The following is a 20972-nucleotide window of genomic DNA, read 5'->3' on the forward strand; positions in this document are numbered from 1 at the left end:
TGATCATTTCCGACCATTTCCTTCATGGCTTCATTGGGGTATCTGGGCTGTGGTGCCGCTCCCAGGCCAGCCACGCCACCACCGATAAGCAGACGGCAAACCACCCAAATGGCAGCCGTAAATCGAGCAGAGATAGACTGCCAAATACGAGCGTGGTCACGAAGCTGGCTAGCCCTTGCAGGGCCTGATTGATCCCGAATATTTCGCCCCGGTCTTCATCCGTCGTTAGTTGTGCCATCAGCCCCTCGATTAACCCCTGGATAAGGGAGAACGTCAGGCAGTCGATAGTCACCAGAATATAGAGCCACAGGGTGGATGCGCCCACCAGACCATAGCCCCCCAACACAGGTACGCCCAGCAGAGCGAGCCAGAAAATACCGCGTCGCTGGTTGATCCGGTCGGCGACATACGTGTAAAATACGTAGCTGATGACAACGCTCAACGCGCCGAAATACATGAAGAAATAGGAGATGCCCTTGGCATCCATTTGTAAAGCTCCGAAACTGACGAAGGTGACAAAGTAGAAATAGTAGCCGGTGCCGAGTGTAAGTGCCAGCTGCATCATGACCAGCTTCTTCAGGCCGTTGTATTGTCGATCCTTAGCCAGCAGGCGTGCCCAAAGGGTGTGCACATTGAGTGCCTGAACGAGTTCGGTTTTCAGGGCGGTCGGCGCTACCGAAGCGCCGGACTGCCCCGGTGGATTCGGATGGGTTTCGCGCAGGAGCCAGCTTAACACCATATTTAGGCCGGATAGGCTAACGGCCATAATCGCCACGACTCGGGCCTGGCTGCCCTGTACAACATCGAAGGTAGTGAGCAGCAATCCCGACGCAGCCGGGCCGATTACAAAGCCAAGGGAAATGATGGCTCCTTCGATACCCAGGTTTTTGAACAGGCTTTCTTTGGGCGAAATGTCGGTAATGGCCGACCGCACCGTGGCGTACATCCCATTGGTGGTGCCATCGCTTATTCGATTGGCAAAGTAGTAGCCTACCCGTACCGGCAGCAGCAGGCAGTCGGAAAGAAAGGTACCAATGGCCGAAATGATGAAAATAGGTCGTCGGCCGTAGCCATCGGATAGTTTACCGAGTAACGGGGCCGAGAACAGTTGCATGCCCAGAAACAGCGCTGTGCCCACCGCCAGCCAAAGCTGCGGCCGGTGCAGCCCTTTGACAAATTCCGGCAATATTGGTCCCACAGCCGAGCCCACAATGACATCAATGAAAATGATGGCATAAATATGAATCAAACGATAGTCGCGGGCGGGCCGGCTGATTGGCATAAAAAAAGGTTTGTGAAGGCTAATGGCGCGAGGCTCCTGCCTGGTCGCATCGTTGCGCCATCAAAATGTCAGGATATAAAATTGGCACAGAAATGATTGGCCAAACTCATCAACAGTACGTTGATAGATGGGTTGGAAACCATACCGTTCGTAAAACTGCATCAGCTTGGGCCGCGTGGCATCGGTTTCAAGTTGCAAGGTTTGGATACCCCGTTTCAGACACGCAGCCCGACAGAAATTGATGATTTCGGCGAACAAATTTTGCCCGCTGAAGGACCGTCGGATAGCGAGCTTGTGAATAAAGCCCGACGTGTTCGCTGGCACCTCGGGCCAGTAAAGAGGATCTTCCCATTGTAGAATAAAAACCGCAGCTGGCTCTGGCCCCGCTCCTTCGTTGAGGTCGGCATACAGCACATACAGGTTGTTTGTGGTATACGCATCGAGCAGGTTATCGGCGGTGAGTTTGTCGACACGCCAGAGTTCGCGGTCATTGTCGACAAGCCATTGGCCGACCTCACGCAGGACGTTGATGGCCACCTCCGTCTGATCGTTTCGAAAAGAAAATGTCATTGTTTTGCGGTATTACATCAAAGGGTGTGGGTAGTCGGTCTCTTCAGGGCTGAAGGGTCATTAACATTTGCACCAGCTTACAAGTTAAGCACCTATGACCGATATAAACAAAACAATCCTGCAATCATTGGGCAGTGGTTTGGCCGGAGCCTGTGCGCTAACGGCTCTCCACGAAACGGCCCGTCAGTTTATTCCTGAAGCGCCCCGTGCCGATATTCTGGGAATGCGGGCCATTAAGAAAGTAATGAACAAGGTTGGTGAGGAGCCACCCGCCGATGATGAACTGCACGACTGGGCGTTGGGCGGGGATATTGTCTCCAATGCGCTCTATTACAGCCTTATCGGGTTGGCTAAACCGAAAGACGCCTTACTGACCGGAGCTGCTTTAGGTCTGGCTGCGGGTGTTGGCGCCGTAGCGCTGCCCGGCCCTATGGGTTTGGGAACAGCGCCCAGCAGTCGTACTACAGCCACGGCTGCCATGACCGTTGGCTGGTATTTGTTTGGTGGCCTGGTAACCGCCGGGGCCTATATCCTGATGAAGCGCCGGTAACCGATACGAAAGTCAGCTGGCCGACTTGCCAAACTCAGCCAGCTACGTGTACAGGGCGGGTAGATAAATCCTCTTCGATCAATTCCCGATTGACGAGGACTCCGGCCAGACTTCCGTTGGTAACCGCCAGGGCTACCTGACGCATTGGCGAACTGTTGTCCCCCGCTGTATACACACCCGGCACATTGGTTTTGCCAAACTCCGCTGCATTGATTAAACCCGACTCGGACATCGTGCAGCCGAGCTGTTGGGCCAGGTCAGAATGCTGTCGAAACGGAACCCGACTATACAACGCATCTACTGCATAGGTCGCCCCATTGGCAACGTGAAGCGCTGTAAGCTGGCCCTGCTCGTGCGCTATAGCGGTGAGGGGTGTCTCAATAATGAGAACGTTGAGTTGGTCAATGAACTGTCGCTGATCCGGAGTGAGGTTTGCCGGTCCATTGGTAAATAAGGTAAGATCAGAGCTCCAGTGTTGAATAAGACGGACCATTTCATAGGCTGTATCAGCAGCTGCCAGAATGCCCAGTCGCTGTCCAGCCACTTCGTAGCCGTGGCAATAGGGGCAGTGTAGTACGGAACGGCCCCAACATTCGGCAAATCCGGGAATGGGTGGCATCAGATCCTCGACACCGGTTGCCAGAATTAGTTTTCGGGCCTTAATTTGTTGACCTCCGGCGGTTTCGACGGTGAAGACATCCGGGTCTGCAGACGCTTTGATAGCCAAATCGGAAAGAAACGAAACGGAAGGATAACGGATTACCTGTTCCCGGGCGATGGCCGTAATATTGGCTGGCGTCTCTCCATCTCGGGTCAGAAAATTATGGGAGTGGGGCGTCTGCCGATTGCAGGGTTTACCGCCGTCGATCACGAGCACCTTTCGTAACGAGCGCCCTAATGTCATGGCTGCACTCAGACCCGCGTAACTACCACCTACGATGACTACATCAACAAGAAGATCCTTTTCCATAATGGCTTATTAATCTTTACGCAAAGATAAAACACTATTCCTTACATGCAACATTGTTGCATGTAAGGAATAGTGTCAGCAATGAATTATCTTCGTCCAATGATTGCTGCAACACCAGATACACCTTATTACGCCGTCATCTTCACCTCCATCCGCACGGATTTCGAGGAGGGATACGCGGATATGGCCAGGCGGATGGTCGAGATGGCTCATGAGCAGCCCGGTTTTCTCGGTGTCGAATCAGCCCGAACAGAAATTGGTATCACCGTATCTTACTGGGAAAGCCCGGAGTCGATCCGGGCGTGGAAGCAGGTTTTCGATCACCGGATTGCCCAACAAATAGGCCGTGAACGCTGGTACGAAAGCTACAAAGTTCGCGTGTGCAAAGTAGAGCGGGATTATGGCTTTGAGTTGTAATCTCTTCTGTACTAAAAGGGAGTTATTCCGTGGGGCGTGTCTTCACGCCCCACGGAAATGCTACAAACGAGTTCGCAAGCGGAGCATTAACAGGTTTCCGTTTCACAGTCATCTTTCGTCGATATCTCCGTTTCGAGGGTAGCGTGGCTGATTTTCTGATGTTCGAGCCGGTGGCGGGCATCGTGTTTGAGGGCGGCAATCTGCGAATCGGAGAGGCCCGGCTGCAGCACAAGGTGAGCCGTTAAGGCGTTTTCGGTGGTACTCATCGCCCACACGTGTACATGGTGTACATCCTGCACACCCGCTACGGCCCGTAGGTCGGCCAGCACAGTGGGCAGATCAATATCCGTAGGGACGCCATCCATCGAAAGCCGGAGGCTATCTGTCAGCAAACGCCAGGTCGAACCCATAATCACGGCAGCCACTAGAATACCGATAACCGGATCGAGCCAGGTCCAGCCGGTATAATTAATAACGACACCGGAAACCACAACACCCAGCGATACCAGCGCATCGGTTGCCAGGTGTAGGTAAGCCCCTTTTACATTCAAATCATGCTCTTTATCCCGAAAAAACAGCATGGCTGATGCGGCATTGACCAGCATCCCTAGCCCCGCAACCCACGCTACGGCTCCACCCGCCACCGGCTCAGGATGCCGGAACCGACTGATGCTTTCCCATAAAATGGCCCCGATGGTGATCAGTAGAATAACGGCGTTCGTGAGCGATGCCAGTACCGTACTTTTTCGGAAACCATACGTAAAACTCGGTGTCTGCCGAACCCGTGCCAGCCGAAAGGCAAGCAGTGACAGCAACAGACTGGCCACATCGCTCAGGTTGTGGCCCGCGTCGGCAACGAGAGCGAGCGAATTGTAATAAAATCCGAGAGCGAACTCCACAACGACGTAAACCGCGTTCAGAATGGCCCCGATAATCAGCGCCCGGTTTATGGACGTCAATACGGTAGGGCCGTGGTGATGGCCTGTGTGGTCGTGATTATGATCGTGAGCCATAAGTATAGGTACAATTTAATGCCGCCGTTGCTAATTCGCCCGTTGGTTGGCGCGTAAATATCCGTAACAAAATTCGGTTGGTTAATGGAGTCATTTCCCAACGGTTCGAAACGGGAATGGCGTACATCCAGAATGTTTTGAAAATTAATGAAAACACGCCCGTTCATGGATATACCAAAGCTCCATTTGCGTTCAACCATGTCGTACGGAAAAACAAGGACAGGTGCCACAGGGGTAGAACGGATTACAGGGGGCTTTGTGTTCGTGCTCATCGTTGAAGTGTAAGTACCCGCTGTTTGGGCGATCTTATCCGTATGCGCTTGGTATTCGGTATCCGGGCAGGGGAGACCTGTCAGGATCAGTAGCCCCAAAAGATAAACTACACCGGTCATCTCGGCAGAAGTAAACGCGATTCAATACAACAGGGAGTCAACAACAGAAACGAGCGGGTGCTTTTATGAGACTGTTTTCTTGTTTTTGCCAACCTAATCCGGTTAGTTTGTCCCAACGTTCTTTGTTTTCCGTCAAACAAGCTAATGGTTTTCCTGAGAGTTTCAGGAAATGAAAAAGGAATCGTGTGAGAATCACGAGCAGACGTTGCTACTGTCAGTGACCATTTAGAAAAGGGTTTGCCCTCGATGTCCATTGTTACGTTAGCCGGATTACCGGCCAGATGTGATGAGAAGGACGGCAGATACCGTCACAAGCCAGGAGACTTGCCTTTAGCTTTGCTGATTACGCCCACACGCAATTGGGTTTATCAAGATTGACCCCTCTTTCTTCTGCTCCTCCCCGGGGCTGGAGGTGGTGTGTCGTGTTGGTAAATTTCTGAGAAAGTGGTAGGCGTATGGAGTTCGGCATCGAACGCGATCAACCATTTTACCCAATTAACAACATGATCGCACACAATCTCGGCTATCCACGAATCGGTAGCCACCGCGAACTCAAAAAGGCCTGTGAACAATTCTGGGCCAGTAAAATCACCCATCAGCAGCTTCAGGAAACCGCCCGGCAAATCCGGCGCGACAACTGGCTGACCCAACAGCAGGCTGGCATTACGCTGGTTCCCTGCAACGACTTCTCGTTCTACGATCAGGTACTGGATATGTCCCTGACCGTTGGCGCTATCCCAAACCGGTTTCGCCCGCTGCTCGATCAGGTCAACGCGGCTCAGCCTGGTGCGGGCCAACCTGATGCCCGTCAGTTAAGTCTGTACTTCGCCATGGCGCGGGGGTATCAGGAGAACGGGCTGGATCTAAAAGCGATGGAAATGACCAAATGGTTCGATACGAACTATCATTACATCGTGCCGGAGTTTTCGGCCGATCAGTCGTTTGCCCTGCTTTCAGAAAAGGTCTTTGCCGAGTTTGACGAGGCCAGACAAACGCTGAACACAACGCCAAAACCCGTTTTGCTGGGGCCGGTGTCTTATCTGTTGCTGGGTAAGGAAAAGGAAACCGGCTTCGATCGGCTGGATCTGCTGAATCGCCTGGTGCCTGTATATGAACAGATACTGACGCGTTTGCAGGCGCAGGGTGCCGAATGGATTCAATTCGATGAGCCGTGCCTGGCGCTGGATCTGACCGCGCAGCAACAGGAAGCGTTTGCTACGACATACAGTCGATTGCGCCAGCAATTTCCGGCGCTGAAATTTTTGCTGGCCTCTTATTTCGAATGTTACGGCAGCAACCTGAATCTGGCTACGCAACTGCCAGTCGATGCCCTTCACCTCGATCTGGTACGCTGCCCGAATCAACTGGAGGATATTCTGCAAACCGATTTCGTTCATCTGCAAACCCACCTCTCGCTGGGTTTGGTTGATGGGCGAAACATCTGGATCAATAATCTGGAACAGTCGCTGGCAACGATTCGGCGGGCTGTTCAGGCGTTAGGGTCGGAGCGTATCCTGATTGCGCCCTCCTGTTCGTTGTTGCACGTTCCCTGCGATCTACAGGCCGAAACCAGTGAGCAGGGACTCCGGCCCGACATCAGGCAATGGCTGGCGTTTGCCCGTCAGAAGCTGGACGAAGTTGCCACGCTGACGACGCTGTTTCTGTCACCGGATAATGCCAGTGCAACAGAAGCCCTAAGGGCAAATAAACAGGCATTGGTCGCCCGTCGGGAATCGGATTTGATCAACCGACCGGCTGTGCAAACCCGGTTAAGCCAGCTGACCGAGCAGGATGCGCAGCGGCAGGGCGTTTTCGCCAGTCGCCAGCGGGTACAGCACGAACGACTGCAATTGCCCCTCTTTCCGACCACAACCATTGGGTCATTTCCGCAGACGGACGCCGTTCGGGCCAACCGGGCTAAGTTCAAAAAAGGTGAGAAAACACTCGCCGAGTATGAAGATTTTATTCGCACCGAAACGGAACAGGCTATCCGCTGGCAGGAGGAAGTTGGTCTGGATGTACTGGTTCATGGCGAGTTCGAGCGCAACGACATGGTGGAATACTTTGGCGAACTGCTCGATGGCTTTGCGTTCAGTGAGAATGGCTGGGTGCAGAGTTACGGGTCGCGCTGTGTGAAGCCTCCCATTATTTACGGTGACGTACGCCGACCCGCCCCCATGACCGTGCGTTGGGCTGAGTTTGCCCAGTCGCTAACGCCCAAACCGGTGAAAGGAATGCTCACTGGCCCCGTCACCATTTTACAATGGTCATTCGTGCGGGACGATCAGCCCCGGCGGGATACCTGCCTGCAAATTGCACTGGCTATTCATGACGAGGTAGTTGACCTGGAGAAAGCCGGTATTGGTGTTATTCAGATCGACGAACCAGCTTTGCGAGAAGGATTGCCCTTGCGCCGGGAGAACTGGGATACCTACCTGAGCTGGGCTGTTAAGGCGTTCCGGGTAGCGGCTTCGGGCGCGCAGGATGCTACCCAGATTCATACCCACATGTGCTATGCGGAATTCAACGATATTATCGGTGCCATTGCCGATCTGGATGCCGACGTGATCACGATTGAAACCTCCCGGTCGCAGATGGAGTTGCTGAATGCGTTTTCCCGGTTTGCCTATCCAAATGAAATCGGGCCCGGTGTATACGACATCCATAGTCCCCGTGTACCGACCGTGACTGAAATGGTTGAGTTACTCCAGAAGGCCACAAACGTGCTACCCGCCCGTAATTTGTGGGTGAATCCGGACTGCGGTTTGAAGACGCGCCGATGGCCGGAAACGACTGAAGCGTTAAAAAACATGGTGAAAGCTGCCCAAAACGCCCGCGAATTAGTTATGGAGTCAGTATAATAAATAAAGGTCTTCTGCTGTTAGTCGGCAGAAGACCTTATTTTCGCCACTATGAACTTCTGCGGACCATACGACAAACAACTCGCGGCCCAGTATCGGCCATCCTTGTGTACGCCCCTGCTGGCCGGTTGGGAGTTCAGACCGCGCCCGACTTTATTTGCGGGAGATGCCGGATGGCGATCCCTGGCGAAAGCGCAGGACTGGGTATTGACGGCCCCCGTCCGTCACGATCTTTTAAGCGATAGATGGACGGTTGTCGTTACCGATATGGATCAGGTAATTCAGTATGTGAACTCGGGTTTTGAGAAAATGACGGGTTACGCACACCATGAAGCCATAGGTCGCAAGCCCAGTTTTTTGCAGGGTGAGTCTACGTCGCCCAGGGTTCGTCAACGGATTCGGGAAGCTATTCAGGAACGAAAATCAGTTGCTGATGTGGTGCTCAATCATCGAAAAGATCAGTCGCCCTATTGGTGCCAGCTTATTATTCGACCGATTATGAACCGGAAGAAAGAGGTCGTAAACTTTATCGCCTTCGAAGAGGAGGTCCCCTTTGATGAGTCTTACACCGACCGCTAAGCACGAACACGTCGGCTGTCCGCGTTGCCAGCGACACTTCGAATGCCGCGTAGGCAGTATTAACCTATGTCAGTGCCAGACGCTTACCCTGACCGACGATCAGCACCGCTACATCCGTTCGCTGTATGAAGGTTGTCTGTGTGCCGATTGTCTGCTGGCGCTGCGAACAGAATACAATCAACGTTCCCATCGGGAAAAGCTAACCAAACTAGTAAATGGCCATTGATGAGCCCCAATCAATAGACGACCGAATTGCGGCCGCTGAAACACGAATTTTCAAAGCAGTTTTTCCGAGCACAACCAATCACTACGATACGTTATTCGGTGGTACGGCCCTGCAACTGATGGACGAAGTCGCCTTCATTGCCGCCACCCGCTTTTCCCGTAAACGGATGGTGACGGTTTCTTCCGACAAAATCAATTTTACCAAGTCGATCCCGGCCGGTACGATCATTGAACTGGTTGGCCGGGTCGATCATGTCGGGAACACCAGTATTCGAATTGCGGTCGAAATTTTTGTTGAGGAAATGTATTCGATGGAGCGTCACCAGGCTATTCACGGGACGTTTACGTTTGTGGCGCTCGATGAGGATAAAAAGCCGATTCGCATTGTGTAAACGAGCGATATCGGCACAAACCACAATGACTTATAAAGCCATAACAACTTTAAAAAAGACGGATACCGAAGGCCGGATTCCAGCCTATACCTTAGACCAGTATGTGCGCAGTGAATTGTCCCGGCAATTAATCGACGCCGTGAAACCGCAATTGCTCATTCACCGAAGCGATCAGGTCAGTGGAATAGACCCTTTGGAAAGCCTGCCCATTGTGGCGTTCACGACCGAACTGATTCTATTGAAACCTGAGCAATGGCAGCTACTCAAAAAATCGCTGGGGGACTCTTTCGACTCGCTTCCATCCGATCAACAACAGGCTCTTCAGCAATTGATCGACGAAGTTGAGGTGAACTGATTTTTGTTTCTCTAGAAAGTAGGGGCATTTTTCATTTATGCAACATTGTTGCATAAATGAAAAATGCCCCTACTTTTGCTGTATGATAAATCAACATGTCTTTCCTAATACCCGTTTGTCTGACGGTGGCCGCTTGCCCGTTACAGTCCTGAGCGGTTTTTTTGGCGCTGGAAAAACGACGCTTCTGAATCATATTCTGCATAATAAACAGGGCTTGAAAGTGGCTGTTATCGTGAACGATATGAGCGAAGTCAACGTCGACGCTGAACTGGTGCGGCAGGAAGGTGCCCTTTCCCGGACAGAAGAAAAATTAGTGGAAATGTCTAACGGCTGTATCTGTTGTACCCTGCGTGAGGATCTGATTGTCGAGGTCCAGAAACTGTCTAAAGAGGGGCGGTTCGATTACCTGCTAATCGAATCGTCGGGTATTTCGGAGCCATTGCCGGTAGCGCAAACGTTTACCTTTCAGTCTGACGGTTCAGCGAATGCCGATAGCCGGCTCGATCTAGCGCAGATTGCCCGGCTCGATACGCTTGTCACGGTGGTCGATGCGTTTAATTTTCCCCGAGATTTTGGTAGTATAGATACCGTGTATGGTAGGGATTTGAACGAAGATGCCAGCGACACACGAACAATTGTTAACTTATTGATTGATCAAATTGAGTTTGCGGATGTACTCATTCTGAATAAAATAGACCTGCTGAGCCGCCACGAGGTTGGCGAGTTGAAAGCTATTCTGCACAAACTAAACCCTAAAGCGAAGTTGATTGAAAGTACCTTCAGTAACGTCGATTTAGCTGATGTGATGAATACCAATCGGTTCGATTTTGATGAAGTTTCGCAATCTGCTGGCTGGATCCAAGAGTTACAGAATCATAAAGACGGAAAGGGTCATACGCCCGAAACGGAAGAGTACGGAATTTCGTCATTCGTCTTTCGGGATCGTCGTCCATTTCACCCGGTTCGTTTCTGGCAATATTTAAGCGAAAACTTCCCGGCGGGGATCATTCGGAGCAAAGGCCTCTTCTGGCTCGTCTCACGACCCGACGATGCGCTGAATTTCAGTCAGGCAGGGGGCAGTTTACGGGCCGAATCAGCGGGCGTTTGGTGGGCGTCAATGCCATTTAGGCAACGAACCCAATATGGTTCCTTCCTGGAAAATCAGCAAGCTATAGAATCTCGCTGGCACAAGCGCTTCGGTGACCGACACAATGAATTGGTCATTATCGGCCAGGATTTGGTAGTCGAACAGATCACGCAGGAGTTACAAGATTGCCTTTGTACCGAACTGGAATTGAAGCACATGGAGTCGGGCGGTTATTTTGAAGACCCGTTTCCGGTTTGGGAGTAGAGGCAACGGGAGGTGTGCAGGTTGTACGGTGCAGGAGACTGGTTTACTGACTGGTATACCCTGTATCCGTACAATCCACAAACTTTTTGCCTTCGGTCTGGCAGATCACCGAAATCCTGCCCTACCTTTGCGTCGAATGAAGAACGTTCTGGTTTATATCCTCCTTATCGCGACGCTGCTGCCGACCGTTAGTCCGTGGGGAACCATTGCGTATTATCATGTCAACAAAGCGTACATTGCCCGTGTCCTTTGCGAAAACCGGGATAAGCCCCAGCTTCACTGCGATGGGCAATGCTACCTGGCCAAACAACTGAAAGCACGACAGGATAAACAGGATAAAGAAACCACCGAGCGGGTGCAGAATACGCCCGTACTTCAGTTGTTCTGTCAGGCAAATCTGCCTTTCCTGTTTCGCCAGCCTAAGGTCGTCCTGTTGCAGGCTGCATTTTTTGTCTATCAGTTTCCCCGCTACGGGGCTCCCCGATCGGGGCTGTTTCGCCCGCCCCAGATTTAATCAGTTTTACGGATTGGCTTTCGTTTCCGCCTGAGAAGGACGGACGTATTGCCTGTTTTACAGCAAATCAACGATGGCACATTAAGCGCCAGTCGTGCTGTCGTATCCATTAACTGATTGAAACACTCCATGAAACGTACGATTCGTTACGCGCTGTGCGGTCTAGGGCTGACCGTATTTTCGGTTGCCTTTGTACAGGATCCTGTCGTAAAAAAGTCTGGTAAAAAACCGGCTCATTCACCAACGCCGAACGCTATACAAAAGCCCTTCGCGTTAGCGTCTACTGTTGACCCCGTTTGTAAAATGTCGCTGTCGTCTGGCGTAGTCGATATGGCGGCCTACGCAGGAAAGCAGTATGGCTTCTGCTCCAAAATGTGCAAAGACCGCTTCCGTCAACGTCCAGCAGCCTATGTCCGGTAGTACTGTATGTTGACCCGGGTTCATTCTGTCAAAACTTCTCTGATGCGTACGGTCGTTATCTATTGTCTTCTATTGGCCACACTACTGCCGACCGTCAGCCAGTGGGGAATCATCGCGCACTACCAGTTGAACAAGGCGTATATTGCCCGTGTCCTTTGCGAAAATCGGGATAAGCCCCAGCTTCACTGCGATGGGCAATGCTACCTGGCCAAACAACTGAAAGCACGACAGGATAAACAGGATAAAGAAACGACTGAGCGTGTACAGAATACGCCCGTACTTCAGTTGTTCTGTCAGGCAAATCTGCCTTTCCTGTTTCGTTCAGCCTTGATTTTGCTGTTGCCTGCCCAGGTCTTCACCTACCAGGCAGCGCCTTACGGGGCTACACTAACCAGCCTGTTTCGTCCCCCTAGGGGGTAAGTCGGGCCGCTTCCGCGGTCGGGGGGTTCTTCTCATTTTCACGACTTAAACGATCATCATGAACATCTTTAAATTACTCGTAGCCCTGGGGCTATGGGCTGGTAGTACTTTGGCTGCGTTGGCGCAGCCGATCAATCAGGGGCTTATTTTCGACGCTCAAACCAAAGAGCCGTTGCCTGGTGTAACGCTGATTTTTTCCGATGGTAAAGGCACCAGCACGGATGCCAATGGACACTTTTCGCTACCGCATAACAGCCATACGGTTGTTGTTTCGGCGGTTGGCTACCGGAAGAAAGAAGTTAACCTGCTGGCCGATCAACCCATTCGTATTGCTTTGGAACCGGCGGTGGAAGACCTGCAAACGGTTGTCGTAACGGCGAATCGCGAAGCCGCTCTGCGTACCGAAACGCCCATCGCGATTTCCAAATTATCGGCCAAACTAATCAACGAGACCAAGCCTACGAGTATCTACGAAGTCATCAACAAAACGCCGGGGGTACTCATGGTGAATCTCAACAACGAGCAGCACATGATGGCCATTCGCCAGCCGATGACAACCAACGCCTACTTCCTGTATATGGAAGATGGGGTCCCGATTCGGCCGATGGGCGTGTTTAACCACAATGCCCTCCTCGAAATGAACCAGTTTACGGTTAGCTCCATTGAGGTGGTCAAGGGGCCCGTTTCGTCTATTTACGGGCCGGAAGCGGTGGGCGGAGCCGTGAATTTTATCACCCAGCGCCCCACCGCCGTACCCACGGCCCGGATCGGTGTTCAGGCCGATCAGTGGGGGTACCAACGTGTGCAGGTGGGCGCGGGCGCTACCCAGGGAAAGTTCGGTATCTATATCGGCGGCTTTGTTTCGCGTCAGCGCAACGCGTGGCTGGCCAGCTCCGACTATGACAAGTCTTCGTATTTTACCCGGCTCGAATACGCGTTTACGACCAGAACCCGGCTAACGGGCACGCTTTCCTACAACAACTACAATTCGCAAACCAGCGGCAGCGTTGATAGTACCGCTTTTTTCGCCCGGCAATACGTGAGCACGACCGATTTTACGTACCGGAAAACGGTTTCCCTGCGTAGTCGCCTGACGCTGGAACACGACTGGGCAAACGGCTCGCAGTCGTTCATAACGGCCTTTGTCCGCAACAATACGGTTGCTCAAAATCCAGCGTATTCGATTCGCTGGACAACGGGTGCCGCCACGGCTACGGGGCAGATCAACAGCAACGATTTTAAGAGTTATGGCTTCATCGCGCAGCATACGCAGAAGCTGAACTTTCTGAGTAGCAAACTCATCGCTGGCGCTACCCTTGATCTCTCGCCCAATACGTATCTGGCTTACCAGACGAATTTAACGGCGCAGTTGCGACCCGATAAAAAATCAGTCGAGCGGTATACGCAGATTGCCGAACGGCCTGATATCCAGCTAGCCAACTACCAGGCCGACATTCATAATACGGCGGCCTACCTGCAGTATGAGTTCGAACCGTTGCCCAAACTACGGGTGTCGGCCGGTTTGCGTTATGACCGCATGGCCTTCGATTATACCAACGCACTGGACAAAAGCTCGGGGGGGAAAGACTATAGTCAGGTAACGCCCAAAATTGGGGCAACCGTTGATCTTGGCAATGGCCGGGGGCTTTACGCTAACTACGCAAAGGGCTTTTCGCCCCCGGCGCTCACCGCCATTTTCCTGAAGCGGACAACACCAACGGCTACCGGCGACTTATTCTATTACAACCTTCAACCCGCCAAATTCGATAATATGGAGATTGGCGGCTGGGCCTCGTTGCTGAACAATAAAGTGTACGTAGATGCCGCCCTCTACCAGATGAATGGCACAAACGAGCTTCTCAACATCCGCCAGCCCGACAACTCAACCGATTACCAGTCGGCCGGTAAAACGCTTCACCGGGGTGTTGAGTTAGGCATTACCTACCGGCCATCGAAGCAAGTGTTTTTTCGATTTGGCGGGACGCATGCCGTCCACCAGTTTGTGGAATTTACGCTGAGTCAGCGGTCGTCCGATGCCGTACAAAATGTGAATGGGAAAGACATGCCTTCGGCTCCGCGAACGATCTGGAATACCGAAATAAGCTACTATCCATCCTGGCTGAAGAACTTCCGGACATCGGTAGAGTGGCAGCATGTAGCGGGCTGGTATCAGAATCAGACCAACACGGTTTGGTACGATGGCTACGACTTTGCCAATGTGCGGGTGGGTTACCAGTGGAAAGGCATTGAGGTATTTTCAAATGCCCTCAACGTGACCAACGCCCTCTTTGCCACCAACGCGACAAGGGGCAACAACGCCACCGACCGCACCACGTATACCCCGGCTGCCCCGCGCACCATTGTAGTCGGGGTACAGTATAATTTTTCAGGAAACTAATCCGAACGATGAACTACTCATTTCTAATTTTCAGTTTAGGCTGGTCGTTGACGGTTACGCCAGTCGGGGAAAGCACAGTTTCTGATCCTCAGTTTGTGGGCGCTGTTCCCCGCTTAACGACCGATGCCAGTGGGTCTCCGCTGTTGAGCTGGGTGGAGAAAACCAACGAAAAAGAAGCCGCGTTTTACTTCGCCGTAGCAACGGATGGGCAACACTTTGGCGAGAAAGTGCGCGTGAAAGCCCCCGCCAATCTGTCGGCTCATGCGGAAGGGATGCCCAAAGTAGCGGTGAAGGCCGACGGCACATTCATCGCGGTCTTTGAGGTGCCCAATCCGACGAAAGAATCCCGTTTCGCGGGCGATCTGCTTTATACACTCTCTACCGATAACGGCAAAACCTGGGCTGCCCCAAAACCTGTTCACCAGCATACCGCGCCCGGTAGCAGTCATTCATTCAGTGAGCTGACACGATTGCCCAACGGCGAAATCGGCGTAGTCTGGCTCGACGAGAAGCTGCCTGGTCACGAAGGACGTCCGGTGGTGTTCGCGCAGACGACGACAGGAAAAGGGTTTGGCCCGGCTGTGCTGGTCGATAACAACGCCTGTCAGTGTTGCCGGACGAACGTGTTCGTGGATGCAAAGAAAAACATTCACCTGACGTACCGCGACTTGCTGCCCGCGGCCAAAACCGGCGAAGTCGCGTCCCGCGATATCAGTACGGCTGTTTCGACGGATGGCGGCAAAACGTTCAGCAAGCCCCAGGTGGTCTATGCCGACCACTGGCAGGTAAATGCCTGTCCACACGCGGGGCCGGTGGTGGCGCAACTGGGTAACGATGTGTTGATGACCTGGTTCTCGGGAAAAGAAGAGGCTGTTGGGCTTCGACTGGCGCGATTGGGGTCCGGCAAGCTGGCATCGAGTGTGCTCTCCAGCCGGGCGAAACATCCGCAGGTGGCTACCGCTGGCGAACAGCTTGTCTGGGTCTGGGATGAATCCATATCGACGGATGGTTCTGGCGAAATGGGTTCCTTTGTGCAGCGAATCGGTATGCGGACCTTCGCTCAGGGGAAGGCCAGTACGACGGCCTACATTACTCCCGAAACGGTCAACGCTACCTATCCGGCGGTGCTCGCTACGAAACATGGGGTACTCCTGGCGTATGAGCAAACAAAGGATAAAGGAAACGCCACCATTGTGGTACGAACACTGGAAGGGCTGTAGGACAACGACTCGTGCCACTTACAACTTCGCCTGAATCGTCACGTACAGACCTCGTCCGTCGGACGGAAGAATGCCGGGCCCCGGATAACCCGTGGCCCGGCGGGTGAAGTACGCCCGGTTTGCCAGGTTGTTCAAACTGCCCTCCAGTCGAAACCGGCTGAACTGGTACGACAGGCTGGCATCCATAATCGAGTAAGCCGGAATAAGGCCAATAACCGCCGAAACGCCCCCTTCACGGGCATTGGTCGCATCAGAAAATTGGTCGGAGAGGTAGGTGTACTGGAACGACGCTTTCAGGTTTTTGTACCCCAGCCGAACGCCACTTTTTAGGTTCACGTTGGGGACAAACTCAACCTGGTTGCCAACTACGCCAGCAATCTCGCTGGCTTTGTAAGTCGAGTGAATCAGGGCGACGTTCGCGAACAGAACGCCACTCAGCGTTGGATTGCCGGGATTGGCTAACCGCAGAAAATCGCCTTCAGCGTAAGATTCCAGTCCCATAATAACGGCCTGCCCGATGTTGCCCCGTCGGCGCAGAACGCGGTCATTGGCGTCGTAAAATTGCACTTCGCCAATGCGGTTGTTATAATTCAGGTAGAAGGCACTTACGTCGAAGTTGTACAGCGTGGTTTGTGTACTGCGAATGCCCATGTCGAGGGAATAGCCTTTCTCATCCTGCAAATTAGGATCGATCACCGAGGATGGATTGGCAATCCGCATATCGCTGAACGTAATCGAGCGGTAATTCTGCGACAGGTTGCCGTAGATATCCAGTTGGGCAATTGGCTTATAACTAATGCCAAGCCCGCCAATGACGAAGTGCCGTCCATTGGTGCGAGCTTCGTTTGTGCGGGTGGCGTCGATGATGTTGCCGGCCAGATCGCGCGTAATGGTGCCGTAAAAGCCGTTGGCGGTGGTGTGAATGTACTCGAAACGAATCCCCGGTGTAATGGACAGCTTGTCGCCCAGATACAGAATGTTTTCGGCGAAGAGCGATACATTTCGGTTCGGAAACTGGTAGTCGGACGCAATGCCCTGTTCATAATCGACAAACGAAAAGTTGGCATCTTTTCCCGTACTGCCCAAGCCTTGTATACTGTGGTTATAACCGTGGTAATACCGGGTGCCCACCAGCAAAACGGCCTGTTGTTTTCCCACGTAATACCGCTTTAAGTACCGGGCCTCGGCCCCGTAGTTTTGAAAATCACCTTTAATCAGGTCGCGTTCGCTGTTGTCATCGACACTAGCGACGCGATTAGGACGGAACCCCAGCGAATACCGGTATGCATACAGACCGAAGACGCGTAAATTGACTTCATTATTGGCGTTGATTTTATGGTCGAAATGCAGGGCGGGCATGGTCCAGTTTACCTTAAACCAGTTGCGTTCCCGGTTGCTTTGCCGGGGATTTTCCAGAAACATGGCGTCCGTCAGGCCACCGGGTTGCTGGGCCAGGTAACTCATTTGGGTAATATCGAGGCCAAGCGTCGTTTTTTCGGAGAAACGGTAGTCGATGTCGGCAAAGGCCGTGTAGTTAGTGAAATGAGAATTTGGCCGCCAGCCATCGCCTTTTTTGTACTGGAAAAAGGTGTAATAGCTCAGCTTGCCAACCGTACCACTGGCGCTGGTAAAGGCATTGTAAAAGCTGAACGACCCGATGGTCTGGCGGGCGATCAGCTCAAGTTTTCGGTCGGCAACGGGCTTTTTCATGACAAAGTTGAGCAACCCGCCAAACTGCGTACCGTACTGAAGCGAAGCCGCCCCCCGCACGATCTGGATACGACCAACGGCCTCTATGGGCGGGGTGTAATAACTTTCGGGGTAGCCTAAGGCATCGGCGCTGATGTCGTAGCCATTCTGCCGTACATTGAAATTCGAGCTTCGGTTCGGGTCGAGACCCCGGCCGCCAACGCTGAGCTGTAGCCCGGTACCTTCGTTTTCCCAGATGTTCAGGCCCGCTACACGGGCATAAATCTGGCGGGCATTGTTCGTCGAAAGGTTCGCCACCAGTTGATCTGGAATGATCACTTCCGATTTCTTTCCTTCATAAATGCCCATGCTTTCAACGCCCCGCATCCGCGTAAAACCAAAGTCAGATTGCTTATCGGTAACGGTTACTTCATTCAGAGTTTCCAGCCGACTCACGACCCGAATCACAACGGACTGATCCTGCCCGGCGATGCGTACAGTCTGCCGGGCGGCTTTAAAATCGGGGCAACTCGTATGGAGGACATAGTTGCCATCGGGCAGATTCGAAAAGCTGAATTGGCCAAGGCTATCCGTTAGAGCGGTGCGGTTGCCGTTGTTCAAATAGATAGTGCAACCTTGGATTGCCACACTATCCTGCCGGGACTGGACCCTTCCCGAAAGCTGGTATTGCGCCAGGACGTTGGCCGTTGAGAGGACACTAAGCAGAAAAAAGGCCAGCGAAAATAGCCGCATCTTACGGGAAAAATCAGTTGTTAATGCTGACTGGAGAAAGCTAAAAACCGTAAATGTTGTCATTGAAGGGGGTGATCCACGCTTTATGTGTAAAGGAGTCCTGCTGAATAGCCAGATTCGTTTTGGGGTCAATCAAGGGGCGCCCCAACCGGCCGTTGAGCGCTACATACGAATCGACGTACACGGCCGGTTGCTGAAATCCGTGCCGGGCGTAATAATCCCGAAGTATATGCGCGTATTGCAGCAGCATATCCGGTTGGGTAGCCATCATTTTTTCCTGTAAGGGCGTCAGAAATTCCGTGTTGTTCACAATGGTTCGGTGCCCGGCGTTGTCCGCTACTGTAAACTGCGCATATCCCGCCTTTTCCATCAACATCACCCGCCACGAAAAACGGTAGCCCTGTTCGGTCCAGAATAATTCGCCAGGATAGAGCAGATAACGAAACGGGAAAAGTAACTGAACGACAAAGAAAAGGCTCAGGAACAGACAAATCGCGGTAGCGGTGGCAGGCCGATACACGTACGTTCGGTGAATAAATAGAAAAGTGGCCGGTACCGCTAACCAATGGCTTAGCTTCCGAATAATAGTCAGGTGGAAGCCGGGTGAGAAAAAGAGTAGCGCTGTCACGATCATAATGTATGGAAACATGCCAATGGGAAACAGAAACGCGGTTAACCCATGAAACACCACCACGGCGACATAGGCCCAGGGCCGTGTGGACCGATGCCAAAGCAGAAACGGAATACTTAGATCATACAAACAACCAAACCAGCTAAACGCAACGGGTACCCAGGGGTAGTTGAATAGAAATCCGATAACCGGCACGTCGTTGTGGGCGGGTAACCAGATACGGAGGGGTAGCGCGTTCAGCAGCCAGTCGCTATTGAGCTTGGCCATACCCGCGTACACATACAGAATGGTGACCAACAGCTTCAGGGAATCAAGACACCAGGCCGGTATCCGGTCAGCGGCCAGCCTACGATGTCGGTAAGCATCGACCGAAAAATAAGCGTGGGCAGGCAGAAAAATGAGCAACAGACAAACCATACTCGTGAAATAGTAATGGTTCAGGTAGGTACTTTTGTCGATCAGTTCAATGTACGTGAAGCTCAGAAAAAGGCTGATGATGGCCAGGCGATAAAACAAGCCGATAGCTACCAGCAATGCCGAAAGGCCGCAAACGGCAAAAAGCCCGTACGTGTACGGGCCAAGGGGCTTCACGAATTCGAAGCCGTAAAAGGGGAAAAAGTAATGCGGCTGAATGTATAATTCGGCAATCCAACCTTTACTCCAGAAACGGATAATGCTCCCAAAGAGCATCAAGCCAAACAGGAGCCGGAAAACAGCCAGTGGGGCCGAGGAGGTTGTTTTACAAAAATAGGTTACCATGTAGGGATAGGTTTGGGTTTACCGCTGTAAACCCAAAACCCGTTAATCGCCGTCGTTATCCGTATACGTAATGGTAATGCTCATCGCCGTAGTCATATCGACCTTGAGCATTCGTACCGCTTTCTGCATTTGGGTATACACCAGCGCGACAGCCGCATTATTGGTTTTAATTTCGTCGGCTAAATTGGGTTTCAGCGTGTTGAGCTGCTGATTGACCGCGTCGAACTGTTTGTTGATAATGTCGACCAGCGAAGTACCCGTGCTGCTATCCTTAGCCCCCAGCGACGTTAGGTATGATTTCAGGCTGGGTCCTTCCTGGCCCGTTTTCACGCTTTTTCCATTAAAGAAATCAACCGTAGCCTGGTGGGCTGCTTTAGCCAGCGTAAGTGATAAATCTTGCTTGTAATACCCTTCCAGTTTGTCGGGGGCCGGTGCGCCGTTGGTCATCGCTCCCGTTGGAATGCCGAATTTCCCCGAACGGATGTATCGTTCGTAATTGAGCACAAAGCCGTTCACCAGTTTAGACGTTGAACAACCTGCGTTCAGCGCTGTACAGTTGATGAATGTATCCCGATAGCCCCCCGTCGTCCAGGCGGTATATACGGTCGTAAATTGCGCGTTCATTTGGGTCGTGAGCCGTTTCAGATAGGCGACCCGCTTGGCGGCATCAGCGGCTGTGGTGTACCGGGCCACAATGGCCTCATCGGTAGTGCCGAGGCCGTTGATGAGGTAATCCAGCGCCGGAAACCCCTGTTTGGAGTAGGAGGCCGGCACATCGAAAGAACCCGAACCGGCGGCCACGTATTCTTCAATGCCCGTAACGCTGGTTGGGTAAATGTTGAAGAAGTTGCGAAGCGTAGTCTGTTCTGCCGGTCCTACATCGAACAGTTCAACTTTTTGCCATTCCGTATACGCATCTGCCCAGGCCTGCCGCAAATCGGTGAGTGCTGCTTTGTCGGGCTTCGCCGAAAAAGCGTCCGACTTGGTCAGCATCAACTCAAACTTTGTTTTGAAATTAGCGTAGCTAGGCAGAATAATGTTATCGGCAATATTGGTCAGCATCGCTTTCCGGTCACTACCTGCCTGATCGGTCGGGGTGGTTGGCGTTACCGGGGCCGGGTTGTCCGAACCCCCACCCGAACAAGCCCATAGTGCAGTTACGAACGCACACACAAACCCAACTCGTTTCCAGTTACTTCTTGTCATGACGT

The 20972-nt window shown here is 52.5% G+C and carries 21 protein-coding genes and 1 riboswitch; of the genes, 13 read left to right on the forward strand and 8 right to left on the reverse strand.

What is annotated here, in order from left to right:
- Positions 1–22 precede the first annotated feature (22 nt).
- A complete protein-coding gene (locus tag ACYU8Y_RS11130) occupies positions 23–1282 on the reverse strand; it encodes an MFS transporter (RefSeq protein ID WP_460937107.1) in 1260 nt (419 codons plus the stop codon).
- Positions 1283–1342: 60 nt separating this feature from the next.
- Positions 1343–1852, reverse strand: coding sequence for a GNAT family N-acetyltransferase (locus ACYU8Y_RS11135; RefSeq protein WP_460937109.1), 510 nt, complete (start codon positions 1850–1852; stop codon positions 1343–1345).
- 94 nt (positions 1853–1946) lie between these two features.
- Between ACYU8Y_RS11135 and ACYU8Y_RS11140 the strand changes: the two genes are divergently transcribed.
- Positions 1947–2402, forward strand: coding sequence for a hypothetical protein (locus tag ACYU8Y_RS11140; RefSeq protein WP_460937111.1), 456 nt, complete (start codon positions 1947–1949; stop codon positions 2400–2402).
- A gap of 34 nt (positions 2403–2436) precedes the next feature.
- Here ACYU8Y_RS11140 and ACYU8Y_RS11145 read toward each other — a convergent pair whose 3' ends face one another.
- Positions 2437–3372, reverse strand: coding sequence for an NAD(P)/FAD-dependent oxidoreductase (locus ACYU8Y_RS11145; RefSeq protein ID WP_460937113.1), 936 nt, complete (start codon positions 3370–3372; stop codon positions 2437–2439).
- A 99-nt stretch (positions 3373–3471) separates the two neighbouring features.
- Between ACYU8Y_RS11145 and ACYU8Y_RS11150 the strand changes: the two genes are divergently transcribed.
- Entirely contained in the window at positions 3472–3789 is a 318-nt protein-coding gene (locus ACYU8Y_RS11150; RefSeq protein WP_460937115.1) for an antibiotic biosynthesis monooxygenase family protein, read from the forward strand.
- Positions 3790–3875: 86 nt separating this feature from the next.
- On the opposite strand, the gene ACYU8Y_RS11155 is transcribed toward ACYU8Y_RS11150, so the two are convergent.
- Both ACYU8Y_RS11155 and ACYU8Y_RS11160 read right to left on the reverse strand, forming a co-directional pair.
- Entirely contained in the window at positions 3876–4802 is a 927-nt protein-coding gene (locus ACYU8Y_RS11155) for a cation diffusion facilitator family transporter (protein WP_460937116.1), read from the reverse strand.
- The gene (locus ACYU8Y_RS11160) at positions 4745–5032 is read right to left on the reverse strand and encodes a hypothetical protein (RefSeq protein WP_460937118.1); all 288 of its coding nucleotides are present in this window, start codon (positions 5030–5032) and stop codon (positions 4745–4747) included. Before ACYU8Y_RS11160 ends, ACYU8Y_RS11155 begins: the two co-directional genes overlap by 58 nt.
- Before the next feature lie 290 nt (positions 5033–5322).
- A riboswitch (cobalamin riboswitch) is annotated at positions 5323–5540 on the forward strand.
- Between the two features lie 157 nt (positions 5541–5697).
- On the opposite strand from ACYU8Y_RS11160, the gene metE reads away from it, so the two are divergent.
- The 11 genes from metE (at position 5698) to ACYU8Y_RS11215 (ending at position 15929) form a co-directional block, all read left to right on the forward strand.
- Positions 5698–8055: a 5-methyltetrahydropteroyltriglutamate--homocysteine S-methyltransferase gene (metE, locus tag ACYU8Y_RS11165; protein ID WP_460937120.1), complete on the forward strand. Its 2358-nt coding sequence runs from the start codon at positions 5698–5700 to the stop codon at positions 8053–8055.
- 51 nt (positions 8056–8106) lie between these two features.
- The gene (locus tag ACYU8Y_RS11170) at positions 8107–8634 is read left to right on the forward strand and encodes a PAS domain-containing protein (protein ID WP_460937122.1); all 528 of its coding nucleotides are present in this window, start codon (positions 8107–8109) and stop codon (positions 8632–8634) included.
- On the forward strand, positions 8612–8860 hold the full coding sequence (locus tag ACYU8Y_RS11175; RefSeq protein WP_460937124.1) for a cysteine-rich CWC family protein: 249 nt from the start codon (positions 8612–8614) through the stop codon (positions 8858–8860). Before ACYU8Y_RS11170 ends, ACYU8Y_RS11175 begins: the two co-directional genes overlap by 23 nt.
- The gene (locus ACYU8Y_RS11180) at positions 8850–9251 is read left to right on the forward strand and encodes an acyl-CoA thioesterase (RefSeq protein WP_460937126.1); all 402 of its coding nucleotides are present in this window, start codon (positions 8850–8852) and stop codon (positions 9249–9251) included. Before ACYU8Y_RS11175 ends, ACYU8Y_RS11180 begins: the two co-directional genes overlap by 11 nt.
- A 25-nt stretch (positions 9252–9276) precedes the next feature.
- The gene (locus tag ACYU8Y_RS11185; protein ID WP_460937128.1) at positions 9277–9606 is read left to right on the forward strand and encodes a hypothetical protein; all 330 of its coding nucleotides are present in this window, start codon (positions 9277–9279) and stop codon (positions 9604–9606) included.
- An 82-nt stretch (positions 9607–9688) separates the two neighbouring features.
- Complete coding sequence (locus tag ACYU8Y_RS11190; RefSeq protein WP_460937131.1) at positions 9689–10957, forward strand: GTP-binding protein; 1269 nt, start codon at positions 9689–9691, stop codon at positions 10955–10957.
- A gap of 136 nt (positions 10958–11093) precedes the next feature.
- On the forward strand, positions 11094–11471 hold the full coding sequence (locus ACYU8Y_RS11195) for a hypothetical protein (RefSeq protein WP_460937133.1): 378 nt from the start codon (positions 11094–11096) through the stop codon (positions 11469–11471).
- Positions 11472–11600: 129 nt separating this feature from the next.
- Positions 11601–11891, forward strand: coding sequence for a YHS domain-containing protein (locus tag ACYU8Y_RS11200; RefSeq protein ID WP_460937135.1), 291 nt, complete (start codon positions 11601–11603; stop codon positions 11889–11891).
- 42 nt (positions 11892–11933) lie between these two features.
- Entirely contained in the window at positions 11934–12311 is a 378-nt protein-coding gene (locus tag ACYU8Y_RS11205) for a hypothetical protein (protein ID WP_460937136.1), read from the forward strand.
- Positions 12312–12369: 58 nt separating this feature from the next.
- Complete coding sequence (locus ACYU8Y_RS11210) at positions 12370–14709, forward strand: TonB-dependent receptor (protein WP_460937138.1); 2340 nt, start codon at positions 12370–12372, stop codon at positions 14707–14709.
- 8 nt (positions 14710–14717) lie between these two features.
- Complete coding sequence (locus tag ACYU8Y_RS11215) at positions 14718–15929, forward strand: exo-alpha-sialidase (protein ID WP_460937140.1); 1212 nt, start codon at positions 14718–14720, stop codon at positions 15927–15929.
- Positions 15930–15947: 18 nt separating this feature from the next.
- Here the strand turns inward: ACYU8Y_RS11215 and ACYU8Y_RS11220 are convergent, their stop codons facing one another.
- The 3 genes from ACYU8Y_RS11220 to ACYU8Y_RS11230 are packed head-to-tail and all read right to left on the reverse strand — an operon-like array spanning position 15948 to position 20967.
- Entirely contained in the window at positions 15948–18371 is a 2424-nt protein-coding gene (locus ACYU8Y_RS11220; RefSeq protein ID WP_460939024.1) for a TonB-dependent receptor domain-containing protein, read from the reverse strand.
- A gap of 40 nt (positions 18372–18411) precedes the next feature.
- On the reverse strand, positions 18412–19761 hold the full coding sequence (locus tag ACYU8Y_RS11225) for an HTTM domain-containing protein (RefSeq protein WP_460937142.1): 1350 nt from the start codon (positions 19759–19761) through the stop codon (positions 18412–18414).
- Between the two features lie 42 nt (positions 19762–19803).
- Positions 19804–20967, reverse strand: coding sequence for an imelysin family protein (locus tag ACYU8Y_RS11230; RefSeq protein ID WP_460937144.1), 1164 nt, complete (start codon positions 20965–20967; stop codon positions 19804–19806).
- Positions 20968–20972: the final 5 nt, after the last annotated feature.

The organism is Spirosoma humi (genome assembly GCF_054776575.1).